The sequence below is a fragment of the Umezawaea sp. Da 62-37 genome (assembly GCF_032460545.1).
In the GTDB taxonomy this organism is placed as follows: domain Bacteria; phylum Actinomycetota; class Actinomycetes; order Mycobacteriales; family Pseudonocardiaceae; genus Umezawaea.
The window spans coordinates 5944559-5969350 of record NZ_CP135965.1; the positions used below are offsets into that span (position 1 = coordinate 5944559).

The 24792-nt window shown below is 71.3% G+C and carries 19 protein-coding genes; 9 read left to right on the forward strand and 10 right to left on the reverse strand.

Translation table 11 applies throughout. The features are described 5' to 3' along the window. The first annotated feature begins 3 nt into the window (after positions 1-3). The gene (locus RM788_RS27330; protein ID WP_315920286.1) at positions 4-2823 is read left to right on the forward strand and encodes an AfsR/SARP family transcriptional regulator; all 2820 of its coding nucleotides are present in this window, start codon (positions 4-6) and stop codon (positions 2821-2823) included. Positions 2824-3362: 539 nt separating this feature from the next. Here the strand turns inward: RM788_RS27330 and RM788_RS27335 are convergent. Continuing rightward, entirely contained in the window at positions 3363-4130 is a 768-nt protein-coding gene (locus tag RM788_RS27335) for an SGNH/GDSL hydrolase family protein (RefSeq protein ID WP_315920287.1), read from the reverse strand. A 315-nt stretch (positions 4131-4445) separates the two neighbouring features. Here RM788_RS27335 and RM788_RS27340 point away from each other — a divergent pair, with 315 nt between their 5' ends. Next, positions 4446-4856, forward strand: coding sequence for a hypothetical protein (locus RM788_RS27340; protein WP_315920288.1), 411 nt, complete (start codon positions 4446-4448; stop codon positions 4854-4856). A gap of 379 nt (positions 4857-5235) precedes the next feature. On the opposite strand, the gene RM788_RS27345 is transcribed toward RM788_RS27340, so the two are convergent. Genes RM788_RS27345 through RM788_RS27370 form a run of 6 tightly spaced genes read right to left on the reverse strand, consistent with a single transcriptional unit; the run spans position 5236 to position 12056 of the window. Next, on the reverse strand, positions 5236-6249 hold the full coding sequence (locus RM788_RS27345; RefSeq protein ID WP_315920289.1) for an N-acetylglucosamine kinase: 1014 nt from the start codon (positions 6247-6249) through the stop codon (positions 5236-5238). A 52-nt stretch (positions 6250-6301) separates the two neighbouring features. Beyond that, entirely contained in the window at positions 6302-7570 is a 1269-nt protein-coding gene (locus tag RM788_RS27350) for a 6-phospho-beta-glucosidase (protein ID WP_315920290.1), read from the reverse strand. Then, the gene (locus tag RM788_RS27355) at positions 7567-8454 is read right to left on the reverse strand and encodes a carbohydrate ABC transporter permease (RefSeq protein WP_315920291.1); all 888 of its coding nucleotides are present in this window, start codon (positions 8452-8454) and stop codon (positions 7567-7569) included. Before RM788_RS27355 ends, RM788_RS27350 begins: the two co-directional genes overlap by 4 nt. Next, complete coding sequence (locus RM788_RS27360) at positions 8454-9449, reverse strand: carbohydrate ABC transporter permease (RefSeq protein ID WP_399340214.1); 996 nt, start codon at positions 9447-9449, stop codon at positions 8454-8456. The genes RM788_RS27355 and RM788_RS27360 overlap by 1 nt, the downstream gene beginning before the upstream one ends. A 10-nt stretch (positions 9450-9459) precedes the next feature. Then, positions 9460-10800: an extracellular solute-binding protein gene (locus tag RM788_RS27365; protein WP_315920292.1), complete on the reverse strand. Its 1341-nt coding sequence runs from the start codon at positions 10798-10800 to the stop codon at positions 9460-9462. A 17-nt stretch (positions 10801-10817) separates the two neighbouring features. Beyond that, the gene (locus RM788_RS27370; RefSeq protein ID WP_315920294.1) at positions 10818-12056 is read right to left on the reverse strand and encodes an ROK family transcriptional regulator; all 1239 of its coding nucleotides are present in this window, start codon (positions 12054-12056) and stop codon (positions 10818-10820) included. 135 nt (positions 12057-12191) lie between these two features. On the opposite strand from RM788_RS27370, the gene RM788_RS27375 reads away from it, so the two are divergent. Further along, on the forward strand, positions 12192-12863 hold the full coding sequence (locus RM788_RS27375) for a DUF3159 domain-containing protein (protein WP_315920296.1): 672 nt from the start codon (positions 12192-12194) through the stop codon (positions 12861-12863). Positions 12864-12918: 55 nt separating this feature from the next. Here the strand turns inward: RM788_RS27375 and RM788_RS27380 are convergent, their stop codons facing one another. Continuing rightward, positions 12919-13860, reverse strand: coding sequence for an N-acetylglucosamine kinase (locus tag RM788_RS27380; RefSeq protein WP_315920298.1), 942 nt, complete (start codon positions 13858-13860; stop codon positions 12919-12921). A gap of 74 nt (positions 13861-13934) precedes the next feature. Continuing rightward, positions 13935-17276, reverse strand: a complete 3342-nt coding sequence (locus tag RM788_RS27385; protein WP_315920300.1) for a S8 family peptidase — start codon at positions 17274-17276, stop codon at positions 13935-13937. A 268-nt stretch (positions 17277-17544) separates the two neighbouring features. On the opposite strand from RM788_RS27385, the gene RM788_RS27390 reads away from it, so the two are divergent. The 5 genes from RM788_RS27390 to RM788_RS27410 are packed head-to-tail and all read left to right on the forward strand — an operon-like array spanning position 17545 to position 22273. After that, positions 17545-18396 carry a fumarylacetoacetate hydrolase family protein gene (locus tag RM788_RS27390; RefSeq protein ID WP_315920302.1) on the forward strand — a complete coding sequence of 284 codons (852 nt, stop codon included), beginning with the start codon at positions 17545-17547 and terminating at the stop codon, positions 18394-18396. Between the two features lie 2 nt (positions 18397-18398). Beyond that, positions 18399-19709, forward strand: a complete 1311-nt coding sequence (locus tag RM788_RS27395) for an enolase C-terminal domain-like protein (protein WP_315920304.1) — start codon at positions 18399-18401, stop codon at positions 19707-19709. Next, positions 19706-20458, forward strand: a complete 753-nt coding sequence (locus RM788_RS27400) for an SDR family NAD(P)-dependent oxidoreductase (protein WP_315920306.1) — start codon at positions 19706-19708, stop codon at positions 20456-20458. The genes RM788_RS27395 and RM788_RS27400 overlap by 4 nt, the downstream gene beginning before the upstream one ends. A 19-nt stretch (positions 20459-20477) precedes the next feature. Continuing rightward, positions 20478-21437, forward strand: a complete 960-nt coding sequence (locus RM788_RS27405; protein WP_315920308.1) for an aldo/keto reductase — start codon at positions 20478-20480, stop codon at positions 21435-21437. After that, entirely contained in the window at positions 21434-22273 is an 840-nt protein-coding gene (locus RM788_RS27410) for an amidohydrolase family protein (protein WP_315920310.1), read from the forward strand. Before RM788_RS27405 ends, RM788_RS27410 begins: the two co-directional genes overlap by 4 nt. A 431-nt stretch (positions 22274-22704) precedes the next feature. Here the strand turns inward: RM788_RS27410 and RM788_RS27415 are convergent, their stop codons facing one another. Then, on the reverse strand, positions 22705-23379 hold the full coding sequence (locus RM788_RS27415; RefSeq protein ID WP_315920312.1) for a FadR/GntR family transcriptional regulator: 675 nt from the start codon (positions 23377-23379) through the stop codon (positions 22705-22707). Positions 23380-23565: 186 nt separating this feature from the next. Here RM788_RS27415 and nagA point away from each other — a divergent pair, with 186 nt between their 5' ends. Continuing rightward, on the forward strand, positions 23566-24768 hold the full coding sequence (nagA, locus tag RM788_RS27420; protein WP_315920314.1) for an N-acetylglucosamine-6-phosphate deacetylase: 1203 nt from the start codon (positions 23566-23568) through the stop codon (positions 24766-24768). The last annotated feature ends 24 nt before the right edge of the window (positions 24769-24792 follow it).

A 24792-nucleotide genomic window follows, 5' to 3' on the forward strand; every position in this document is an offset into this window, starting at 1 on the left:
GGCATGGCTGAGGGCGACCACGGCGCACCCGGTGCCGGCGGCCGGACCGGCCTGGAGTTCGGGGTGCTCGGACCGCTCCAGGTGCTCGCCGACGGCCGTCCCCTGGTGCTCGGGCGCAAGGGCATGCGCGGCCTGCTGGCCATGCTGGTGCTGGACGCGAACCGGGTCGTGCCGATCGACGAGATCGTCGACCGCACCTGGGCCGACGACCCGCCCGCCACCGCCCGCACGATCGTGCACGGGTACGTGTCGAAGCTCCGCAAGATGCTGGAGGAGGCCGACCCGAGCGGTTCGGCGTCGATCCTCACCAGCCCGCCCGGCTACCAGCTGGAGATCGACCCGTGGCGGCTCGACCTGCACCGGGCCCGCCAGCTGATCTCCTCGGCGCGCGGCAAGCCCGCCGCGATGCGGGCCGGTCTGCTGCGCGAGGCGCTCGGCCTGTGGCGCGGGCAGGTGCTCGCCGACGTGCCGGGCAACCCGATCACCACGGACCTCGACGAGCTGCGCATGTCCGCACTCGAGGAGCGGATCGACGCCGAGCTGGAGCTGGGCCGCCACCTCGAACTGGTCGGGGAGCTGCGCCAGCTGGTCACCGAGTACCCGTTCCGCGAACGGCTCGTCGCCCACTCCATGCGCGCCCTCTACCGCTCCGGGCAGCGCGCCGACGCCCTGGACGCCTACCAGCGGTTCCACCGGCGCGCCGTGGAGGAGCTGGGCATGGACCCCGGCCCCGACCTGCGGCTGCTGCACGAACGGGTGCTGCGCGACGACCCGGTGCTCAGCGATCCCGGCGCGGCCGACCGGGGTTCCCGCGAACCGCGCCCCGGCGTGGTCGTGCCGCAGCAGCTGCCCGCCGCCGCCAGCGGGTTCATCGGCCGCGGCGCCGACCTGGCCTGGCTGGACCGGCTGTGCGAGCAGCGCGACCTGACGGCGACCACCATCGCCCTGATCGACGGCGCGCCCGGCATCGGCAAGACCGAGCTGGCCGTGACGTGGGGGCACCGGCGGGCCGAGCTGTTCCCCGGCGGCCTGCTGTTCGCGCCGCTGCACGGGTTCGAGGGCGACCGCAGGCCCGTCGAGCCCACCGAGGTGCTGGCCCGGTTCCTGCACGCGCTCGGCGTGCCGCCCGACGCCGTGCCCGACGACCTGCCCGACCGGATCGGCCTCTACCGCTCGCTGCTGGCCCGGCGCCGGGTGCTGGTCGTGCTCGACGACGCGTGGGACCCCGACCACGTCCGGCTGCTGCTGCCGCCCGGAGCGGGCTCGGTGGTGCTGATCACCAGCAGGCGCAAGCTCGAAGGCCTGGTCGTGAGCAACAGCGCGCGGCTGCTCACGCTGGGCAGGCTCAGCGAGGCCGAGTCGATCGACCTGGTCGACGAGGTCGTCGGCGAACCCGTCTCGAAGTACGACCCGGTGTCCGCCGGGATGCTCGTGGAGCTGTGCGGGTACCTGCCGCTGGCGCTGCGCATCGCCGCGGCCCGGCTCGCCATGAGTCCGGAGTGGACGCTCGACGAGCTGGTCGCCGAGCTGTCCGACGACAGCAACCGGCTGCGGACGCTGGAACTGCCCGAGGTCGGCGTCCGGCGCGCCCTGGAGGTCTCCTACCGCTCGCTGGCGCCGGAGCTGGCGGGCGCGCTGCGCGCGGCGGGACTCGTGCCGGGGCGCTGGGTCAGCCCGCACGCCGTCGCCGCGATCTGCGACACCGACGTCCCCACGGCGGGCTCGCGGCTGTCCGACCTGGCCGACGCGCACCTGCTGGAACAGCCGTGGACCGGCGGTTTCGTGCTGCACGACCTGGTCCGGCTGTTCGTCCGCGAGGTCACCGGCGACCCGGCCGCCCGCGCCGCGGCGCTCGAGGCGCTGATGGGCCACTACCTCTCCGCCTGCGACCACGCCCGACGCCTGATCCGCCCCAGCAAGGACGGCCTCTCCTTCCCCGCGCCGCACTCGCGCGACAGTCCCGTCACATCTGCGGAAGCGCTTTCCTGGTTCGACCGCGAGTGGCCGAACATCGTCGCCCTCGTGCACGCGGGCTCCGAAACGGGACTGCACAAGCAGGTCTGGCAACTCGTGCGGCTGGTGCACACCTACTGCCTCGCGCGGACCGTCGTGCGGGAATGGGTCGCGCTCGTCGGGTTCGGCCTGGCCTCCGCGCGCGTCAGCGGCGACGAACTGGGCGAACTGCTGCTCCTGCACGCCGTCAACGCCTCCAGCGCCCGCCTCGGCGTGCACGGATCCTCCTTGCCGGAGGCCCGTCGCGCGCACCGGATCGCGGTGGACCTCGGCGACCCCCGGTACCAGGTGCTGACGCTGGGCCAGCTCGCCAACGCCCTCGCCGCCGCGGGCGACCACGAGGAAGCGCTGCTGCGGCACTGGGCGTCCATCGACCTCGCCAAGCGCGAAGGCGACGTCCTCGGGCAGGCCACCGGCCTCAACAACATCGCCCAGGTCGAGCAGGTGCTCGGCAGGCGGGAAATCGCTGCGGCGCACCAGTTCCAGGCGATGGAGATCTACCACCGCAGCGGCGACGAGCGCGCCTACGTGCTCGCGGTGAACAACCTCGCGGAGCTGTACGTCGAGCTGGGGCGGTTGAGCGAGGCCGAGGACTACGCGCGCCAAGGGGTCGACCTCGCGAACTCCGGGGCCATGCCGTTCGAGGAGGCCTTCGGGCGGCAGGTGTTGGGGTCGGTGTTGGCGCGGAGGGCGGAAATGGTAGCCGCGCAAGCGGAACTCACCGAATCGTTGAGGTTGTTCGAGCAGGTGGGGTCGCCGAGGGCGGTGCTGGTCAGGACGGCGCTGGAGGTCTTGACCTCCGAGGTTTAGCGGGTGTTTAGCGGTCGGGGGGCGGGTTCTGGCAACTTGGTCGTGGGCGCTGATCACATGAGCTGGTCGGCGTCCGGGGTGGCACTTGAGGGGGGAACTCAAGGGGGGAGCCACCCGGTGGTGGCCGGCCGGCATTCGGGGGAGAGTGCCGGCCGGTCATCGTTTTGGTTGGGGGTGTGTGGGGTGGGTTTACCGCTTGGGGTGGCTGGGCCCTGGTGTGGTGGGTTTACCGCCTGGTGTAGCCCGGCCCCCGGTGCGCGATTGTCTCAATGCCCCACCCCTGTTTGTCAAGGCGGGAAAGATGCCTTGACAAACAGGGGTGGGGCAGGAGGGCGCTGTGTATCGGGGGCAGGGGTAGGTCTGGCTTCGCCAGCATCGGCTTTGCCGACAAGGCATCCTCGCTGCGCGTCAGACAAGGCGCCTCGCTGCGCGTCGGTAAGCGGCGGGCGCTCCGCGCCGGATGCGGGTGGCCGGCTGCGCCGATGGGGGGCGGGCTGTGTCCCTCGCGTCGGTGTCTGGTCGGGTACCCCTATAAATCGTTAGTCGCTGTTGATGGGTAGCAATTCTGGGCGCTTTGGGGCTAGGCCGTCGCCGGCGGATTCGCCTCGTACCAGGCGGCCGACCCAGGGCATGACGTGTTCGCGGGCCCATTTGAGGTCGCGGCGGCGTTGGGTCATCCAGTCGAACTCCTGGGCGGGGGGCCAGGGGGTGTTCCAGGGTTCTGTGGTCTTGTAGCCGAGGACTTCGGCTACTCGCAGGGCTACGCGGTGGTGGCCTTCCGGGGAGAGGTGGAGGCGGTCTTCGCTCCAGGCCCGCTTGTCCTGGAGGATGGACATGGCCCAGAGGTCGATCATGTGGCAGTGGTAGCGGTCGGCGACTGACCACAGGTGGGTGTTGTAAATGGCGATCTTGCCGCGCAGCGAGCGCAGGAGCGGGGTGTTCTTGGTGTCGAAGCCGGTGAAGACGATCACTTCGCTGCCTGCGGCGCGGAGTTCGGCGACGCCGATCTCGTAGACCTCGGCGAGTGCGTCGGGGTCGGTGCCGGGGGTGAGGATGTCGTTGCCGCCGCCGCAGAAGGCGACCAGTTCGGGTTTCAGGGCGACGGCCAGGGGTAGTTGCTCGTCGACGATCTCGTGCAGCGTTTTGCCGCGGATCGCGAGGTTCGCGTAGCGGAAGCCGTCGCTCTGCGTGGAGATCATCGAGGCCAGGCGGTCGGCCCAGCCCATGAAGTGGCCGTCCGGGCCGGGGTCGTCCATGCCCTCGGTGAAGCTGTCCCCGATCGCCACGAAGCTGTTCAAGTCCTGCACCTGCGGTCCCTCCCTCTGCGCGGCCCGTGCCATCCCCTCAGGAGCCGCGCGAACAGCATGCCTCCGCGTCGTTCGCCATCGCCACCGAAGGTGGTGGAGCCGTGGCGTCGGGGCGACTTGGAAGTAAACCCAATTGGTGACGAATGGATTCCCGACACGCCCGGTTTTGTTATCCGCCCGTGTCTTTCCGTCACTCTTTCGAGGGATGGGATGTGCGCATTGGGCGGTTTATCGCAATTCGGCCCCTAACCTTTGCGCTTCCGCAGCCAGCCGAACTCGTCTGGAGAGGCCGTGCGCTTTCGTACACCCCTGCCCGTGATCTCCGTCGGGGCCGTCGCCGTGGTGATGGGTCTCGCACTCGGCATCGGGCTGAGCGGGTCGTCCGAGGAGCCGCGGGACGGGAGTGGGAACGCCGACCCGCGTGGTGGCGGCGACCAGGAGCCGGGGCAGAGCGGTGGTGACCTGCCGCCGATGGACTTCGAGGGCAAGGTGGTGGCGACGGCGTCCTCGCGCGTGTCGAAGACGGTCACGACGATCGGGTCGCCGACATCGTCAGCGGGTCGGGAGTCCTCGGTGGAGTCGGAGCCGCGGCGCACCGAGGAGTCGGTCAGCGCGGTGCGGCTCACGTCCACACCGGAACTGCCCGCGCTGCCGTCGGTGCCGTCCTTCGAGGCCAGTTCGATTGTGGACCTGCCGCCGTCGCTGGAGGTGTCTGCCAGCCCGTGAAGACGGGAAGCCCCCGCGGCCGTCCCGGTCGGGGGCCGGGACGGGCCACGAGGGCCGGTCGTGGCCCGGTGCGGAGGAGCGCCGCCGCCGATCAACTCCTCCGCACCGGGGTCTTCTACCGGTACCCGATCACCGGTGGTCCTAACCCGGCACCGCGGTGCCGGAAGCTCCGACCTGGGGCTGCGCAACGGTATTCCACGAATCCCGAAGCGGCGGGATTCCGGTTCCGGGCGACTCGTCGTCATGAGGACCGGTCCCCGACAAGGCTCGGTGCGAGGTGGTGCCGCCGCCGATCGACCACCCCGCACCGGGGTTCCGGGACCGGCGCGGGGGAGCGCCGCCGCCGATAACTCCCCCGCACCGGTGTTCGTGGGGCCGCTCAGCCTCCCGAGGCGAGGTCGAGGGCGGGTTCGGCGGGCTGTTCGGCGTAGGCGGAGCGCAGCCGCAGTTCGGCGCCGGGGCCCGCGCCGACGGCGTCCAGGCCGAGCAGCGCCGCGCCGACCACCGGGGGCAGGTCGACGACGCGGATCCGGGCCAATGGGGCCGTCGCGACCAGGCGGTCGCGCACGGCGCCGACGACGCTGTCACCGGTTCCGGTCAGCACACCGCCGCCGAGGACGACGTCCACCGGCTCCTCCAGCAGGTCAAGGCGTCGCAGCGACACCTCGGCCAGCACGGTGATCTCCTCGACCAGCCGGTCCACGACGTCGAGCGCCACCTGGTCACCGGTCGCGGCCACCTCGAACAGCACCCGGCACAGCGCGTGGTCGTCCGCGTCGGCCTCGCCGAAGTGGATGCGCTCCACGGCCTCCGCCGCGGTCGCGGTGCCGAAGTGCGCGACCACGGCGGGCAGCAGGCCGGTGGGCGTGCCGCGGCCGTCCTCGGCGCGCATGGCCAGCCACAGCGCCTCGCTGCCGAGGTGCGAGCCGCCGCCCCAGTCGCCGGAGATCCGGCCGAGGGCGGGGAAGCGGTGGGTGCGGCCGTCCTTCGCGACGGCGACGCAGTTGATGCCCGCGCCGCACACCACCGCGACACCGATGCCGTCCGCCGTGCCCGCGCGGAGCAGCGCGAACGTGTCGTTGCCGACGACCGAGGTCTCCGACCAGCCGTGCCGCTCGATTTCCGCCTGGAGCTCCAGCTCCTCGCGGGGCAGGTCGGCGCCCGCGAGGTAGGCGGCCGTGTGCCCCGCGATCCGCTCGTCCGGCGACAGCCCGGCCCGCCTGGCCGCCTCGCGGACGAGCCCGTCGAACACCTCCAGGCTGCGCGCCAGGCCGACGTTCTGCGGAGACGCGCCGGGCCCGCGCACCTGTGCGAGCACCTGGCCCTCCGCGTCGACCAGCAACACGGCTGTCTTGCTGTTCCCGCCGTCGATGGCGAGCACCCGGTCGGTCATTCTTCCAAGCTCCTCGTGGGCCTGTGGCTGATCAAGGACGAGCGGACCCCGGTCAGGAGTCCTTCGCCCACGGCAGGAAATCCTTGTTCCGCGCGACCAGTTCGTCGGCGAGCCGCTCCGCGGTGGCGTACTGCCCGATCAGCGGGTGGGCGAGCAGCGCGGTCGCCACCCGGTCCCGACCGCCGTGCAAGGCGGCCTCCAGCGCGAGGTGCTCGTACCCCGTGACGTTCGCGATCAGCCCGGAGAACAGCGGCTCCACCGGCTTCACCGGCAGCGGCACCGCGCCGTCGGAGGTGACCGTGGCGGGCACCTCGATCACGGCGTCGTCCGGCAGGAACGGCAGCGTGCCGTCGTTGCGCACGTTCACCACGTGCTGCTCGGCCCCCGTGCCGCCGGTGAGCGAGTGCACCAGCTGCACCGCCGCCTCCGAGTAGAAGGCGCCGCCGCGCTGGGCGAGCTGCTCGGGCTTGGTCACCACGCTGGGATCGGCGTAGATGTCCATCAGCTCCTTCTCCACCGCCGCAACGGTTTCCGCCCGCGGCACCTCCACCTTCTGCTTCGCCACGACCTCGTCGTGGTGGTAGAAGTAGTTGAGGTAGTACGACGGCACCGCGCCGATCCGGCGCATCAGCGGCAGCGGCAGCCGCATGTGCTCGGCCAGCGCGTCGCCGTGCTCGCCGAGCAGCTCGGGCAGCCGGTCGACGCCGTCGACGAACACCCCGCGCTCCCACGTCAGGTGGTTGAGCCCCACGTGCTCCAGCCGGACGTCGTCCGCCCCGACCCCGAGCTGCGCCGCGGCCCAGCGCTGGAAGCCGATGGCCACGTTGCACAGCCCCACCGCGCGGTGCCCGGCCTCCAGCAGCGCACGGGTCACGATGCCGACGGGGTTGGTGAAGTTCACGATCCACGTGTCCGGCCCGGCGATCTCCCGGACCCGGTCGGCGATGTCGAGCACCACCGGCACCGTCCGCAACGCCTTCGCCAACCCGCCCGCGCCGGTCGTCTCCTGGCCGACGCACCCGCAGTCCAGCGGGAACGTCTCGTCCGTCCGCCGGGCCGCCTGGCCGCCGACGCGCAGTTGCAGCAGCACCGCCGAAGCGCCCTCGACACCCTCCTCCAGGCTCGCGGTCGTCGTGATCCTCGCCGGGTGGTCGGCGTGCGCGAGCAACCGCCGCGCGAACGGCCCGATGACCGACAGGCGGTGCGCGTCCGGGTCGACCAGGACGATCTCGTCCACGTCGAGACTGGTCCGGCGGCCCGCGATGCCGTCGATCAGCTCCGGCGTGTAGGTCGACCCGCCTCCGACAACGGTGAGCTTCATCCCTTGACTCCTGTGAAGGTGATTCCCCGGACGAAGGACTTCTGCGCGAAGAGGAACAGGACCAGGACCGGGATCAGGACCAGGGTGGTCGCGGCCATGGTGAGGTTCCACTGCGTGGCCCGGTGCATGCCGCGGAACGAGGCGAGCGCGATGGACAGCGGCCAGCTGTCCTGGCGCTCGCCGACGTAGAGCAACGGGCCGAAGTAGTCGTTCCAGGTGTAGAGGAAGGTGAACAGCGAGGCGGCCGCGATGCCGGGCTTGGTCATCGGCAGCAGGACGCGGTAGAGGATCTGGAACTCGTTGCAGCCGTCGATCCTGGCCGCGTCGAGGTAGTCCTCGGGGATGGTCAGGAAGAACTGGCGCAGCAGGAAGATGCTGAACGCGTCGCCGAGCAGGTAGGGCACGATCAGCGGCCACAGCGTGCCGGTGAGGCCCGCGCTGGCCCACATGCTGTACAGCGGGACGGCGACCACCTGCGGCGGCAGCATCATGGCGGCGATCAGGAGCATGAACGCGGCGTTGCTGCCGCGGAACCTGAAGCGCGCCAACGCGTACGCGGCGGGCACGCTGGACAGCAGCATGCCGACCGTCGCCACCACCGAGTACAGCAGCGAGTTGCCGAGGTAGGTCAGCATCGGCGCCTTCTCGAACACCGACGCGAAGTTCTCGAAGTGCCACTCGGTCGGCCACATGTTCGACGTCAGCGCCTGGCGGTCCGACATCACCGAGGTGAGGAACACGAACACCAGCGGCACGGTGAAGACCACGCCCATGACGAGCGCGATGCTGTGCACCGCGATCCAGTTGAGCAGCTGCCGCTTGTTCCTGGGGCGCTTGGGAACCGCGGGCGCGACCTTCGGCGGTTCGCTGAGCAGAGCGGTCATCAGCTCCTCGCCTCCTCGGAGTTGCCCGCCCGCAGCTGCCGGATCAGGATCGCGGTGAAGGCGAACGACACGATGAACAGGACCACGGCCATCGCCGACGCGTAGCCCATGTGGTAGGCCCGGAAGCCCTGCTGGTAGAGCCAGACAGGGAAGGTGAGCGTGGAGTTGTTGGGGTAGCCCATGATCTGGCTGTTGCCGACCATGTCGGCCGACCCGGACGCCACCGATCCGGCCACGATCGCCTGGGTGAAGTACTGGAGGGCGAAGATGACCGAGTTGACGACGCCGAACAGCAGCACCGGCGCGATCGTCGGCAGCGTGATCTTCCGGAACTGCATGACGGCGCCCGCGCCGTCGAGCTGCGCGGCCTCGTACAGGTCCTTGGGCACGTCCAGGATCGCGGCCAGAATGATGATCATGATTTCGCCGGAGCCCCACAGCGTGAGCAGGGTCAGCGCGGGCTTGGACAGGCTGGGGTCGTTGAACCACAGCGGTCCGTCGATGCCGAACCAGCCGAGCACCGAGTTCACCGGGCCCGTGCCGGGGTTGAACACGAACACGAACGTCAGGGTCGCGGCGACCGGCGGGACCAGCGACGGCAGGTAGCACAGGGTGCGGAGCAGGCTGTTGCCCGTCGTCACGCGCGCCAGCACCGACGCGACGCCGAGGCCGAACGCCACCCGCAGCACCGTGAGCACCACGACGAGCCACAGCGTGTTGTACGCCGCGGTCTTGACGACCGGGTCACCGGTGAACAGGTAGACGAAGTTGCGCAGGCCGACGAAGTCCGCGGTGTCGAGCCCGTTGTAGTTGGTGAACGAGAAGTACACCGTCGCGAGCAGCGGGTAGACGAAGAACACCGTCATCCCGATCGCCCACGGCGCCAGGAACAGGATCACCCACTTGCGGTTGCGGCCGCGCACCCCGCCCCGCCCCTTGGCGGGGGCGGGACGGGTCGCGGGCTCCGCTGTCCGGCTCGGGAGAGTCGTGGTCACGGGGCCGACCTCACTTGCCGAGTGCCTTGGCGTCGTCGATCTGCTTGTCCAGGTCGGTCAGGCCGGTGGCGAGGTCGGAGACCGTGCCGGTCTGCCAGGAGACGCCGAAGTCGGACACGATCTTCAGGTACTGGTCGCCGATCGTGCTGGCCGGGTTCGACGTCAGGTTCTTGTTGGCGAACGCGTCGAGAAACGGCTTGAAGTTGTCGCCCAGCTTCAGGTCCGGGCTGCTCAGCGAGGTCTTGGTGCTGGGCACGTTGTGCAGGCCGTTGGCGAGGCCGACCAGGGCGTCGGTGTCCGACGTCAGGTACTTGACCAGGTCCCAGGCGGCACCGGGGTTCTTGGCGCCCTTGGGGATGCCGATGATCGTGCCGGTCGTGTAGCCGCCGCCGTAGTTCTCCGGCTTCGACGTGGGCAGCGTCGTGGTGCCGTAGTTCAGGCCGGGCGTCTGGTCGGCGAGGAACGCCGTGCGGTACTCGCCGTCGATAGCCATGGCGACCTTGCCGACGTGGAAGCCGTTGTCGGCGGAGTACTCCTGGCCGAGGCCCGCGGTGAACTTCTGCAGGTTGTCCCAGCCGTAGAAGTCGATGAGCTCCTTCTGCCACCCGAACATGTCCTTCCAGCCCTGGTCCTTGCCCAGGGTGGACTTGCCGTCCTTGTCGACCCACTGCGCGTTGAACATCGTGCCGACGATCTGCGGCTTGAACGCGTAGAAACCCGTCTGCGGCAGGAAACCCGCGACCTGGATCGAGCCGTCGGGGTTCTTCACGGTGAGCTTCTTGGCGTAGTCCAGCAGTTCGGCCGTGGTCTTCGGCGGGGCGCTCAGACCGGCCGCGGTGAGCAGGTCCTTGTTGTAGTACAGGCCGTAGACGTCCGCCAGCATCGGCAGGGCGACCCGGTTGCCGTTGAACTCGGTGTAGTCGAGCACGGCCTTCGGGATGTCGTCGAGGTTGTACTTGTCGCGCTCGATGTAGGGCTTGAGGTCCTGCCACGCGCCGGAGGACGCGAACTGGCCGATGTTGTCCGTGGTGAACGAGATCGCGACGTCCGGCGGGTTGCCGCTGCGGATCGACTGGGTGATCTTGTCGTCGTCCTGGCTGCCCTGGTTGTCGATGGTGATGTTGGCGTGCTTGCCGTGGTACTTGTCCAGCGCTTCCTTGACGATCCCCAGCTCGCGGTCGGAGAAGTTGCTCCAGACCTGGACGGTCACCGCCTGGTCGGCGCCGGGCGCGGCCGCGGGACCCGACGCGGCGCCGCCACCGGCTGTGCACGCGGCGGCCAGCACACCTGCCGTGGTGACGATCAGAGCTGACCGGAAGCGGAGCCGCGAACGGCCTGGCCTGGTGCGCATTGGCCCTCCTGGGAGATTCAACGTCGGGTGGTGGGGACGGGAACGGCCGCGTTGCCGTGGTGCGGGCCTCGGAAGGGTTCGGTCGTGGCGGCTGGAAGGCCGAACACCTGTTCCCTGGCGACGGAAAGCGCCGTGTGCAGTGCGCCGGAGCGCACCGGCTTCCCGGTGACCAGGGCGAGCTGTACGGGGGTGCGGGGCACCACCAGGCGGCGGATCTCCGCCGAGACGAGGTCGACGAGCGTCGTGCCGCCCGCTTGCGCGACGTCGCCGGAGAGCAGGACGAGTTCGGGGTCGAGCACGCTGATCACGCCCGCGACGCCGGTGGCGATGCGGCGGGCCAGGTCCACCAGGAACTCCCGACCGGCCGGGCCGGAGCTGAGCGCCTTGCGCACGGCCGCTTCCCCGGTGCGGGCCGCGACGCCGTGCGCGCGGGCCAGCCGGACGAGGGCGCCGTTGTCGAGCAGTTCGCCGAACGTGCCGCCCGCGCGGTCGGTGCCGGTCTCGGCGACCGCGCGGTCCGGGACCTGGAGGCCGTCGATCTCGCCCGCGCCACCGGTGGCGCCGCGCAGCAGCACGCCGTTGACGACCACGGCCGCGCCGACCGCGTCGGCGGGCCAGATGAGGACGAAGTCGCGGACCTCGGTCGCGCGGCCGGCGATCATCTCCTCGACGGCGACCAGGTTGACGTCGTTCTCGACGGTGACGTTGGTGCCCAGGAGGCCGTGCAGTTCGTCGAGCAGGTCGAAACCGCCCCAGCCGGGCATGTGCGGGGCGTAGGCGAGCCTGCCGGTGGCCGGGTCGACCGCGCCGGGGCTGCCCACGACCACGTGGAGCAGGGCGTCCGGGGTGAGACCCGCCTGTCCGGCGGCCTTGCTGACGGCGCTGTGGAAGGACTCCAGCACCTCGGCCCTGCCCGCCTTGGGCATGGGGGCGCTGTGCTCGGTGAGCAGCGCGCCGGAGATGTCGGCGATCGCCACGTCCACGTGGTCCGGCGTGAGGTCCACCGCCGCGACGTGCGCCAGTGCCCCGTTCACCGACCAGAGCTGCGCCCTCGGACCGCGTCCGCCGCCACGCAAACCGTTGCGCAGCACCGTGTCCGACTCTTCGAGGCGGGTCAGCAGCTGCGCCGTCGCCGGCTTGGAGAGGCCGATGATGCCCTCCAGTTCGGCCCTCGTGAGAGGACCGTTGCGGAGCAGCGCCTCGATGGCCGCGCGGTCGTTGATCTCGCGCAGCAGTCGTGGGCTTCCGGCTCGCATCGGTGCTCCTGTCTGTTAACTTTCCAGACGATTTCGGGCAACCGTAGTTACGGGGGTCACAATCGTCAACACTCTTGCCGAACGCTGATGCGGGTCCGTTACCTGGGTAAGGATCCCCTAAGGCAGGCTGGAGGCATGACCGAGAGCCGTCAGGAGTCGTTGGCCGAGCTGCTGGGTGGCCGGGGCGGGGCGCTGGACGCCTCACTGCCCCCGGTGGCCTTCGTGCTCGGGTGGCTGGTGGCCGGGCAGTCCGTGGTCGTGGGGGCCTGGGCCGCGGTCCTGTGCGGAGTCCTGATCGGTGCCGTGCGCATGGTCCGCGGCGAACGCCCGCGCGCCGCCGTGGTGAGCGTCGCGATGGTCGTGATCGCCGCCCTGGTGGCCCTGCACACCGGCCGCGCCGAGGACTTCTTCCTCGTGCAGCTGCTGTCCAACGTGGCCAGCGCGCTCATGTGGGCGGCCAGCATCGTGATCCGGTGGCCGCTGCTGGGCGTGGTGGTCGGCGTCGTCATCGGCCAGAAGACCCGCTGGCGCAAGGACCCGGACCTGCTGCGGGCCTACGGCGTCGCCAGCTGGGCGTGGGTCGGCCAGTACGTGGTGCGGGTGCTGGTGTTCGGCGCGCTGTACCTGGCGGGCCAGGTGGTGGCGCTCGGCGTGGCGCGCGCGGTGCTGACGTGGCCGTTGCAGGCGCTGTGCCTGGCGGTCAGCTGGTGGCTGCTGCGCCGGTCCCTGCCGGAGGACCATCCGGGGCTGCGGCACCCGCGGGTGCCGGGGGAGGTCTCGGAGGCCACGAGCCGGGTGCCGGAGTGAGGGATTCGGGGTGCCTGAGCGTTCGACACGGGGTGTCTGGGGGTTCGACTCGCGGTTAGGTGGGGCGGGGGGCGGTGGGGCCGAGGACCTCGAGGGCGGCCAGCCAGGCGGCGCCGGCGGCGGCTTCGGCGGCCACGCGGACGACGGCGCCGGTTCGGGCCCGCAGGAGGCTGCGCAGACGGTCGCCGACGGGGCTCGACGGGCCGACGAGGCTGCCGACCAGCACGATCGGGGTCCGTTCCCGAGGCTCGCGAGCCGCCATGGTCATGTCGGCGAGCAGGCGGGCCGCCGCGTCCACGATGTCGAGCGCGTGCGGGTCCTGGTCGGCGGCCATCGCGCTCACCAGCGGCGCGTACCGGGCCAGTCCGATCGGTGGCACGCTGTTGACCACGGTGATCAGCCGCGACCACATCCGCCGCCGCGGCGCGGTCTCCACCAGCGACATCCCCAGCACCGCCTCCGCCAACGCGGACAGCGGCTCGTCGGTCTCCAACTGCCCGAGCGTGTCCCGGACGGCCGAGCGGCCCATCCAGAACGCCGAGCCCTCGTCTCCCAGCAGCCAGCCGTAGCCGCCGGTGGTGTCGCGCAGCCCGTGGTCGACGATCCGGGCGGCGACGGACCCGGTCCCCGCCACCACGACCGTGCCGTCGGGTGAGGCCGAGCCCGCGGCGAACGCGGCCTCGCAGTCCGTGACCACCCGCATGGGGCAGCGCAGACCCGCCCCCGCCCACGCCTTCTGGAACAGCGCGGCCACGTCCGGGTCGGTGAGCTTGCTGGAACCCGCCATGCCGAGGACGCCCGACTGGACCTTCCGGACGTCCAGGCCCTCCAGGGCGGCGCGGAGCGCGTCGCCGATCTGGGAGGCCGCGCGGGAGGGCGGGTGGGAGTTGGGGTTGGCGCCGCCGGCCACGCCCGCTCCCAGTCTGGTGCCGTCCAGGTCCAGCACCACTGCCCTGGTAGCGGTCCCGCCGGCGTCCAGTCCCACCACGAAGCCCATTCGAGCGAGTATGCCGAGAACACGACGGGCCCGGCACGCCCAAGTGGGTACGCCGGGCCCGGTCGGGTGAACGCTCAGTCGCCGGCGAGCGGGACGAGCTGGGCGCGCTTGCCGGTGCCGTTGTGGTGGTGCAGCACCAGCAGGTCGGTGGCCTTGTCGGTCGCCAGCGCCGCGGGGTCGCAGTCGACGACGAGGACGGTGCCCGGCTTCGCCTCGTAGGACAGGGTCGTTCCGCCGTCGCCCCTGAGCCGGAGGCCGGGGGCGAGCGGGTCGAACGACATGCTCCCGGTGATCTCGTCGATGAGGCCGTCCTCGCGCTCCGGCGCGGAGTACGTGCCGCCGAAGCCGATCTTGTAGCTGATCCGGTGGGAGGCCGCCGTCGCGTCGATGCCCAGCGCGGCCAGCGAGACCGGGAGGACGACGACGTTGGTGTCCATCACGTTGGTGTCGACGTCGCCGTACTGGCCGTTGATCGGCTGTTCCCCCACGACGGTGCCGTCGATCGACCTGGTGCGGGCGAGCCAGAGGTCGGCGGTGACGCTGCCGTTGGCGTCCTTGGGCTTCGCGACCACGACGGTGAAGTCGGTCTCCCCGTCGCCCGTGGTGTCGATGTCGACCACGGGCGTGTTGTTGCTGCCGAGCGTCGTCCAGTCGCCCCAGGTGACGATGCCGAACGCCATGAGCGCGTCCGCGGGCTTCCCCTCCTCCCCGGCCGTCGGCGCGGTGGAGGCGGCGCCCGCGTAGCGGAGGTCGCCGCCCTTGGCCGTGGCGTTCAGGGCGCAGTCCACCTTCCGCACGTCGTCGCAGTCGGGCAGTTCGGGGCTGGTGGCCTGGAGTTCGAACGCGCTGAGCAGCGAGCGGTAGGTGGCTTCGCCCTCGCCCTGCCGCAGGCCGCGGCCGCCGACGGCGAGCAGGCCCTCGTCACCGGTGAACTCCAGCGACTCCACCGCGGTGTCGCCGATGGGCTTCGGGGCGGCGTAGACGGGGACGCGCAGCTCGGGGGTGCCGTCCACGGGCTTGACCACGAGGCGGCCGGACGCCTCGGTCAGGTACTGCCTCGCCTGCTCGGCCTGGGTCTTCACGAGGGTCGGGTCCGCGGACTTGCGCAGCTCGCCGGGCTTGGCGATCCGCATGGTCACCTGCACCTCGGCGACGCCGTGCGGGGCGACGCGGACGGCGGGCGTGGACGCGGTGATCGTCACGCCGGGCGGGGCGGTCGCCGCCTCGTAGGAGACTGTCGCGGTCCGGGTCCGGTCGCCCTTGTTGACGACCTCCACGGTCTTGGTGAGCGACACCGCGTCGGTGACCTCGACCGGTCCGAACGAGACGCCCACCGAGCCGCGGTCGTCCTTCACCATGGCCAGCAGCTCGGTGTCGAGGGCCGCGATGGCGTCGACCCGGCCCGCGCCGACGCGCATCGGGGCCTCCTCGACGCCCGTCGTGTTGTCGTCGCCGGACGTCACGTCCGCGCCCGCCGTGTTCACCACGGCGGCCTTGACCTCCTCCGGCGACCAGTCCGGGCGCGCCTCGCGGACCAGGGCGCTGATGCCCGCCACGTGCGGCGACGCCATGGACGTGCCGCCCATGCTGACCGCGCCGCCGCCGGTGCCGAAGTGGGCGGACAGGATGGTGTCGCCGGGTGCGGCCACGTCCGGTTTGGCCGCGATCGGTCCGCGCGAGCCGCGGGCCGACGTCGGGGTGATCGTGTCGGCGAGCTTCGGGGTGGTGGTCGGCACGGAGTTGCGCAGGCCGCCGAGCATCCGCAGCTGGAGGGTGCCGTCGGCGAGGGCCGGGCGCAGCTCGTCGGTGGCCGTGGCGGTGAGCTGGAAGACCGGGATGCCCGCGTTGCCCGCGATGCCCGCCAGGAAGCTGTCCCGCGTGGAGGACAGCACGACGCCCGCCGCGCCCGCCGCCAGCGCGTTGTCGGTGCGGACGCCCGAGCCGCACTCGCGGGTCGACTCGTCGTCGTCCCAGTCCAGCCAGGCGAACCTGCCCGCGACCACGGCGGCGTCGGCCTCGGAGAACGGGTCGCAGCCGTCCAGGTTCTCCGGGGCGCCCGGCGGGACGACCGGCTTGGTGAGGTCGAGCCCCTCGTAGCCGGTGAAGCTCTGGCTGTACTGGCCTGGCTTCTGCGCGCCCGCGACCTCGACGCCGTCCAGGACCGCGAACGCGTCCCTGGTGTTGGCGACGGCCAGCGCCTCCGGCGTGTTGGCGGGCGAGCCGCCCACGTCGTAGAAGTCGCCGCCGTTGCCCGCCGCCGCCACCACGAGCACACCGGCTTCGGTGATCTTGCGGACGAACAGCGAGTCCGGGTCGTCCTGGCCCCCGAAGTCGCTGCCCAGCGACAGGTTGACCACGTCGAGGTGGTCGGTGAGGTCGCCGTCGCCGTTCGGGTCGAGCGTCCAGTCCAGGGCGGGCGCGGTCAGGTTGGTGCTGCCCGTGCAGCCGAAGACCTTCAACGCGTACAGCGACGCCTTCGGGGCGGTGCCGGGACCGATCCTCATCTTCGCCAGCGCGTCGGCGTCCAGCGCGGCGTAGTCGCCGGTGAACGTGGACCCGTCGGCGTTCTCGCCGCGGCCCGCGGCCGTGCCCGCGACGTGCGTGCCGTGGCCCGCGCAGTCCAGCGGGTTGTCGTCCGGCGCCGGCGTGGACTTCTCCGGGTACCTCGCGTCGTAGTCGTCGCCCGCGAAGTCCCTGCCGCCCACCACCTTCGCGGTGGGGAAGGTCGACGGGTCGACGGTGGCGCGGTCGACCGCCTCGTACGCCGCGACCGTGCCGGGGCCGCCGAAGTCGGCGTGGGTGTAGTCGACACCGGTGTCGACGATCCCGATCCGCACCCCCTCCCCGAGGCGGCCGGTGTCCCGCCAGACCTCCAACGCCCTGGTCAGCTGCACCGAGCTGGCGTTCTGCACGACCTTCGGCACGCTCAGCCGCACGGCCCTGACCTCGGGCATCGAGGCCAGCTCGCGGAGCCCGGCCGCGTCGGCGGTGACCACGACGCCGGACACGGCGTTGCTGGTCTTGCCGACCTCCTTCGCCGCGGAGTCCTTGGCGCGCAGCGCGCCGACGACCTTGTCGGCCGCGGCGTCGCTGAGCTCCCTCGTCAGCTTCACGGCCCCCTTGGCCAGGTCGGGGGTCTCGCCCCTGGCCCGCGCGGCGGTGTAGGTGTCGAGGGCGGGCGTCCCGGTCAGCTCGACGAACGCGGTCACCGTGCCGGTGGCCTTCGCGAGCGACCGGCCGACCTGCTCGGACGGGGCCTGGGCGGCGGGCTTGCCGGTGGCGGCGCGGACCGCTTCGGCGAGCGGCGCCGCGGTGGGGGCCGCTGTCGCGACCTCCGCGGGGTGCAGGAGGGCGGCGACCAGCAGTGCTGAGGTCGCGAGCACCCCCGCGGACCGGGTGGTCCGGTGGTTGTTCATTGACTTCCCTCGTCGGACGGCGGCGGCGTGGAATCCGGCGGACAGTGACTGGTTGTGCGCGGACCGTTAAGAGTGGACGATCGGGCGCCGCCGCGGCCGTCAGTCGCACGGCGTTCATCCCAACGGGGGGTCGTCAGCTCGTCCGGCCTGGTGGGGCGAGGTCGGGAAAGATCGATTCATCGGACGACTCATCGCTCAGCCTCTAGACGGGACCGGGATCGACGCGTTATACATCCGATGTATTGCGCCATCATGAGGAGGAACAGCCGTGCAGTTCTTGCGTCTCGGAGCACCGGGGTCCGAACGTCCAGCCGTCCGCCACGACGGCGGCACGTACGACCTCGCCCCGCTCACCGGGGACGTCGACGGCACGTTCCTCGCGGCCGACGGGATCGCCGCCACGCGCGAGGCGCTGGCGGCCGGTGAGCTGCCCGCCCTGGACGAGGGCGACCTGCGCGTCGGGCCGCCGATCGCGCCTCCCGGCAAGATCGTCTGCATCGGCCTCAACTACCGCGACCACGCGGAGGAGACCGGTGCCGCCCTGCCCGCCGAGCCCGTGGTGTTCCTCAAGACCGCCGACACGATCGTCGGCCCCTACGACGAGGTGCTGATCCCGCGCAAGTCGGTCAAGACCGACTGGGAGGTCGAACTCGGCATCGTGATCGGGAGGACCGGCCGGTACCTGGAGTCCGATGAGGACGCCCTCGCCTGCGTGGCGGGGTACGTGCTGTCGCACGACGTGTCCGAGCGCGAGTTCCAGATCGAGCGCGGCGGCACGTGGGACAAGGGCAAGAACTGCGAGACCTTCAACCCGCTCGGCCCCTTCCTCGTGCCCGCCGACGAGATCGCCGACCCGCAGGATCTCGCGCTGAAGCTCTGGGTGAACGGCGAGCTGAAGCAGGACTCCTCCACCAGGAACATGATCTTCCCGGTGGCGGAGGTGGTTCGCTACGCGAGCCAGTTCATGGTCCTCCGACCGGGCGACCTCATCAACACGGGCACGCCCGCCGGTGTCGCGCTCGGCCAGCCGGAGCCGAAGCCGTACCTGCGCGCGGGCGACGTGGTCGAGCTGGAGATCGAGGGCCTCGGGAAGCAGCAGCAGACCTTCGGGCAGGCCTGAGGATGGCCGCCATCGTCGGGATGGACGTGCTCGACATCCGGTTCCCCACGTCGCGCGAGCTGGACGGCTCCGACGCGATGAACCCCGACCCGGACTACTCGGCGGCCTACGTGGTGCTGCGCACCGACGACGGCCCGGACGGCTACGGCCTGGCGTTCACCATCGGCCGGGGCAACGACGTGCAGGCCGCCGCCATCCGCGCGCTCGCCCCGCACGTCGTCGGCCGGGCCGTGCCGGAGGACGCCGCGGCGCTGGGCGCGCTGTCCTCCGAGCTGGTCGGCGACTCGCAGCTGCGCTGGCTCGGCCCGGAGAAGGGCGTCGTGCACATGGCCATCGGCGCGGTGGTCAACGCCGCGTGGGACCTGGCGGCCCGGCGCGCCGACCTGCCGCTGTGGCGGTTCCTCTCGCTCATGACCCCCGAGGAGGTCGTCGGCCTCGTCGACTTCCGCTACCTGTCCGACGCGCTCACCCCGGCCGAGGCGCTGGACCTGCTGCGCGACGGCCAAGCGGGCCGCGACGAGCGGATGGCCCAGCTCGAACGCGACGGCTACCCGGCTTACACGACCTCGCCCGGCTGGCTCGGCTACTCCGACGAGAAGCTGACCGCGCTCGCCCGCCAGGCCGTGGCCGACGGCTTCGGGATGATCAAGCTCAAGGTCGGCGGCGACCTGGCCGACGACGTGCGGCGGATGAAGCTGGCCCGCGAGGTCGTCGGCGACGGCATCAGGATCGCGGTCGACGCCAACCAGCGCTGGGACGTCGGCACGGCCGTGGACTGGATGCGCGAGCTGGCGCCGTACGACCCGTACTGGATCGAGGAGCCGACCTCGCCGGACGACGTCCTCGCCCACCAGGCGATCGCGCGGGCGGTGGCGCCGATCAAGGTCGCCACCGGCGAGCACGTGCAGAACCGGGTGGTGTTCAAGCAGCTGCTCCAGGCGGGCGCGGTCGACGTCGTGCAGATCGACGCCTGCCGGGTCGCCGGGGTCAACGAGAACATCGCGATCCTGCTGCTGGCCAAGAAGTTCGGCGTCCCGGTGTGCCCGCACGCCGGTGGGGTCGGGCTGTGCGAACTGGTGCGGCACCTGTCGATGTTCGACTTCGCCGCGGTGTCCGGCTCGATGGACGACCGCGTGATCGAGTGGGTCGACCACCTGCACGACCACTTCCTCGACCCGGCGGTGGTGCGCGACGGCCGTTACCTCGTGCCCGACCGGCCGGGGTTCTCCGCACGGCTCAAGGACGAGACGCTGGCGGACTTCCGCTTCCCGGACGGTCCGGTGTGGACAGCGCTGGACGAGGAGGGCTCATGACCGACTTCGAAGGCCTGGTCGCCGTGGTGACCGGAGGCGCGTCCGGCATCGGCCTGGCCACGGCCCGGCTGCTCGCGAGCCGGGGCGCGCGGGTCGCCTGCCTGGACCTCGCGCCGGAAGGGCTGGAGGAACCGCTGCTCGGCATCCGCGCGGACGTGTCGGACGACGAGAGCGTGCGCGCGGCGATCGCGGCGGTCGTCGAGCGCTTCGGCGGGCTCGACGTCGTCGTGAACAACGCGGGCATCGGCGCGCAGGGCGACGTCACCGCCAACGCCGACGACGAGTGGCACAGGGTGCTCGACGTGAACGTGCTCGGCATGGTCCGGGTGTCGCGGGCGGCGCTGCCGCACCTGCGCGAGTCGCCGTCCGCGGCGATCGTGAACACCTGCTCCATCGCCGCGTGGGCGGGGCTGCCGCAGCGCGCGCTGTACTCGGCGAGCAAGGGCGCGGTCCACGGGCTGACGCTGGCCATGGCCGCCGACCACCTGCGCGAGGGCATCCGGGTCAACGCGGTCGCCCCAGGCACCGCGGACACCCCGTGGGTCGGCAGGCTGCTCGACTCGGCGCCGGACCCGGCGGCCGAACGCGCCGCGCTGGAGGCCCGCCAGCCGCACGGGCGGCTGGTGTCGGCCGACGAGGTCGCCGGGGCCATCGCGTACCTGGCTTCCCCGCTGTCCGGTTCCACCGCGGGCACGGTCCTGGCCGTCGACGGCGGCATGCACGGGCTGCGCCTGCGCCCCAAGGCGTGACCGACCGAGGAGCGTGGCTGTGCGGGTGTCGTTGACGCGGCTGGGATTCGGCGCCGCCCCGATCGGGAACCTCTACCAGGAGGTCTCCGACGAACAGGCGCACACGGCGGTGGACGTCGCGTGGGACAACGGGGTCCGGTACTTCGACACCGCCCCGCACTACGGCCTCGGGCTGTCGGAGCAGCGGCTCGGCGAGGCGCTGGCGGCGCGGCCGCGGTCGGAGTTCGTGCTGTCCACCAAGGTCGGCAGGCTGCTGGAGCCGTCCGACGCCGGGGGTGACGACCTGGCCAACGGGTTCGCCGTGCCCGCGAGCCACCGCCGGGTGTGGGACTTCAGCGCGGACGGCGTGAAGCGGTCGCTGGAGTCCTCTTTGGACCGGTTGGGGACCGACCACGTCGACGTCGTGTACCTGCACGACCCGGACGGGCACTGGGAGCAGGCGTCCCGCGAGGGGATTCCGGCGCTCGTCGGGTTGCGCGAGCAGGGCGTGGTCGGGGCGATCGGGGTCGGGATGAACCAGTGGGAGATGCCCGCCCGGTTCGTCCGGGAGACCGACGTCGACGTGGTGATGCTGGCCGGGCGGTACACGTTGCTGGAGCAGGACTCGGTGGAGGAGTTCCTGCCGCTGTGCCTGGAGCGCGGTGTGGCGGTGGTGGCGGCGGGGGTGTTCAACTCCGGGCTGCTGGCGCAGGCCGCTGTGCCCGACGGGGCGATGTACGACTACGCGGCGGCTCCGCCCGAGGTGGTCGACCGGGCTCGCCGGATCGCCGCGGTGTGCGAGGGGGTCGGGGTCGCGTTGCCGCAGGCGGCGATCCAGTTCCCGCTGGGGCATCCGGCGGTGGTGGGCGTTGTCGTCGGCTCGCGGACGGCGGGGCAGATGGAGGCGAACGCCGGGCACTTCGCGGCGCCGGTGCCGGTGGGGTTGTGGGGAGCGTTGCGGGCCGAGGGGTTGCTGAGGTCGGAGGTTCCGGGTCTGTGATCGTGGATGCGCATCATCATTTGTGGGACTTGGGTGTTCGTGATCAGGGGTGGATCACCGATCCGCCGATGGGGGTGATTCGGCGGAGTTTCTCGGTGGGGGATCTGGAGCCGTTGGCTGCGGCGGCGGGTGTCTCGAAGACGGTGGTGGTGCAGACCGTGACCGAGGCGGGTGAGACGCCGGAACTCCTTGCTGTGGCGGAGGGTTCGGAGTTGGTGGGCGCGGTGGTCGGGTGGGTGGACCTGACGGCGCCGGATGTCGCTGATGTGCTGGCTGGGTTGAGTGGGGGGCACGGAGGCGGGTGGCTGCGGGGGATTCGGCATCAGGTGCAGGGTGAGCCGGATCCGGAGTGGTTGTGCCGGGGGGATGTGCGGCGTGGGTTGGTGGAGGTCGGGCGGGCGGGGTTGGTGTACGAGCTGCTGACGGTGCCTGGTCAGTTGCCTGCCGCTTGTCGGACTGTTGCGGCGCTGCCGGATGTGCGGTTCGTGGTGGACCACTGTTCGAAGCCGCCGGTTGCGTCGGGTGAGTTGGGGGAGTGGGCTGAGCTGATCCGGTCGTTGGCTGAGTACGAGAACGTGTTCTGCAAGGTGTCCGGGTTGGTTACCGAGGCCGACTGGGCGAACTGGACGGTGGCGGACCTGCGGCCGTACTTCGAGGTGGTGTTGGACGCATTCGGGCCCGAGCGGTTGATGTTCGGGTCGGATTGGCCGGTGTGTTTGTTGGCGGCTGGGTATGCGGATGTGTTCGGTGCGGTGGGGGAGTTGACCGGTGGGTTGTCGGAGGTGGAGCGGGACGCTGTGTTCGGGGGGACGGCGGTTGGGGTTTATGGGTTGTAGGGGGTGAGGCTTGGGCTTTGTGCGTTGTAGTTTGCTTGCAGCCTGCGGGGCTTGGTCTTTGGTGTTGTTGCAGTTTGCGTGCCTTCTGTGAAGCCCGGCCTTTGGGTTGTTCCAGCCTGTTTACCGCTATGCGAAGCCCGGCCCCCGGTGCGCGATTGTCTCAATGCCACACCCCTGTTTGTCAAGGCGGGAAAGATGCCTTGACAAACGGGAGTGTGGCAGGAGGGCGCTGTGTATCGGGGGCAGGGGGAGGTCTGGCTCCGCTTGTGTTGGCTGTGCCGGGTTAGGGCACCTCGCTGCGCGTCGGTAAGGCCACTGGCGCTCCGCGCCGGATGCGGGTGGGCGGCTGCGCCGGTGGTGGGGTGTTGGGCTTTGTTTGTCTGTTGTCCGGTGGTGCTTCTCGTTGGGGGGAGCGGGTGTGGTTTTTGTTGTCAGGCCAGGTCCGACAGCCACTGCTCGACGCCTGCGACGTGCACCGTGGTCCAGGAGCGGGCCAGTTCGGTTTCGTGCAGTGCCAGTGCGTCGACGATGGCGCGGTGTTCGGCGATGGTGCGTTCCGCTGCGCCCGCTTGTGCTATTCCGCGCCAGATCCGCACTCGTACTGTTGGGCCTGCCAGTGTGTCGAGCAGTTGTGCGAGGTAGGCGTTGCCTGAGCTGCGGGCGATCGCGCGGTGGAATTCCAGGTCGTGTTCGACCAGTTCCTCGACGGATTTCGCTTCTTCGCCGGAGTCGCACATGGTGCGCAGTGCGGCGATCTCCTCGGGGGTGATGCGCTGGGCGGCCAGGGCGGAGGCGGCTGGTTCGAGGATTCGGCGGACCTGGAGGACTTCGAGTACCGAGTCTTCGCCGCGGTGGAGGTCCAGTACGAAGGACAGTGCTCCGAGCAGGTCGTCGGCGCGGAGGCTGGAGACGTAGGTGCCGTCGCCCTGGCGGACGTCGAGCACTCGGACGAGTGACAGCGCCTTGACGGCCTCGCGGAGTGAGTTCCGGGACAGGCCAAGGCGTTCTGCCAGGTCAGCCTCGCGCGGCAGGCGGTCGCCGGGCTTGAGCTCCCCGCTGACGATCATCTCTTTGACGCGCAGGATCGCGTCGTCCGTGACTGCCACGGCACCCTCGACTCAGTAGTAGACCTCGGATGTCTGGTGTCCAGTATGGGCCACTCGTGTGGGTTTCGTGTGCGTTCGCGCTGGCGCTGTCCCACCTCATGGGGGCACAATCAGTTATCTTTTAACGAAAGGTGACTAAATCGGTGTTGTCCGGCCATAATGGTCTGGACCATTTGAGGAGGGACCTTGGACACGGTTGTCGCAGCCCCGCGAGCACTGCTCGGTCGCACCATCACCGGTCCCGCGTACGTGCGCATCCGGGCCGGTCGCATCGCCGAGGTCGTCGCGGGTGAACCGCCCGCGGGCGCGGAAGTGCTCACCCACGGACTGCTCACCCCCGGTCTGGTGGACATCCAGATCAACGGGGCGGTAGGCGTCGACTTCGCCGAGGTGGATTCCGCGAGCATGCGGGTCGTCGCCGAGGCGCTGCCGCAGACCGGGGTGACCCGGTTCCTGCCGACGTTGATCACCGCGCCGGTACCCGTCGCGATCAGGCAGGCACGCGCGGTCCTGGCCGCGTCGGCCGCGCTGCCCGAAGGCGTCGGAGCCCGGCCGCTGGGTGTGCACTTCGAGGGCCCGTTCCTGTCGCCGAAGCGGCCGGGCGTGCACGATCCGGCGCTGATGGTGGACCCCGGTGCCGCCCAGATCGACGAGCTGCTCGCCGACGACACCCTGCGGCGCGCGCTGCGCATGGTGACGCTCGCCCCCGAGCAGCCCGGCGGCATGGAGGCGGTCCGCAGGCTCGCCGAGGCGGGTGTCCTGGTGGCCGTCGGTCACAGCGACGCCACCGGTGAGCAGACCAGGGCGGCCGCCGACGCGGGCGCCCGGATGGTCACGCACCTCTTCAACGCCCAGCGCCCGCTCGGCCACCGCGAACCCGGCGTGCCCGGTGTCGCACTGGTGGACGACCGGTTCACGCTCGGCCTGATCGCCGACCTGGCCCACGTCGGCCCCGACGTGTGCAGGCTCGTGTTCAACGCCGCGGGCCACCGCGTGGCGCTGGTGACCGACGCCGTCGCCGCCGCCGGGATGCCTCCCGGCCGGTACCAGCTGGGTGGCGCGGACGTCCTGCTCACCGAGGACGGCATCCCGCGCTCGCCCGAGGGCACCATCGCGGGCAGCGCGCTGACCTTGGACCGGGCGGTGCGCAACATCGTGTCGGTCGGCGTCAACGAGGCCGACGCGCTGGCCTCCGCGACGATCGTGCCCGCCGAGGCGATCGGCGAGTCCGGGCTGGGCAGGCTGGCGCCCGGCGCCGTCGCCGACCTCGTGTGGTGGGACGACGACCTCAACCCGCTCAAGGTGTGGGTGGACGGGCACGTCGTGTTCGACGCGGCCGTCGGCGGACCCCTCGCGCAGGCCGTGGGGTACGCGACCGCCGGGCAGTAGACACACGGGAAAGGGCCCCCGATC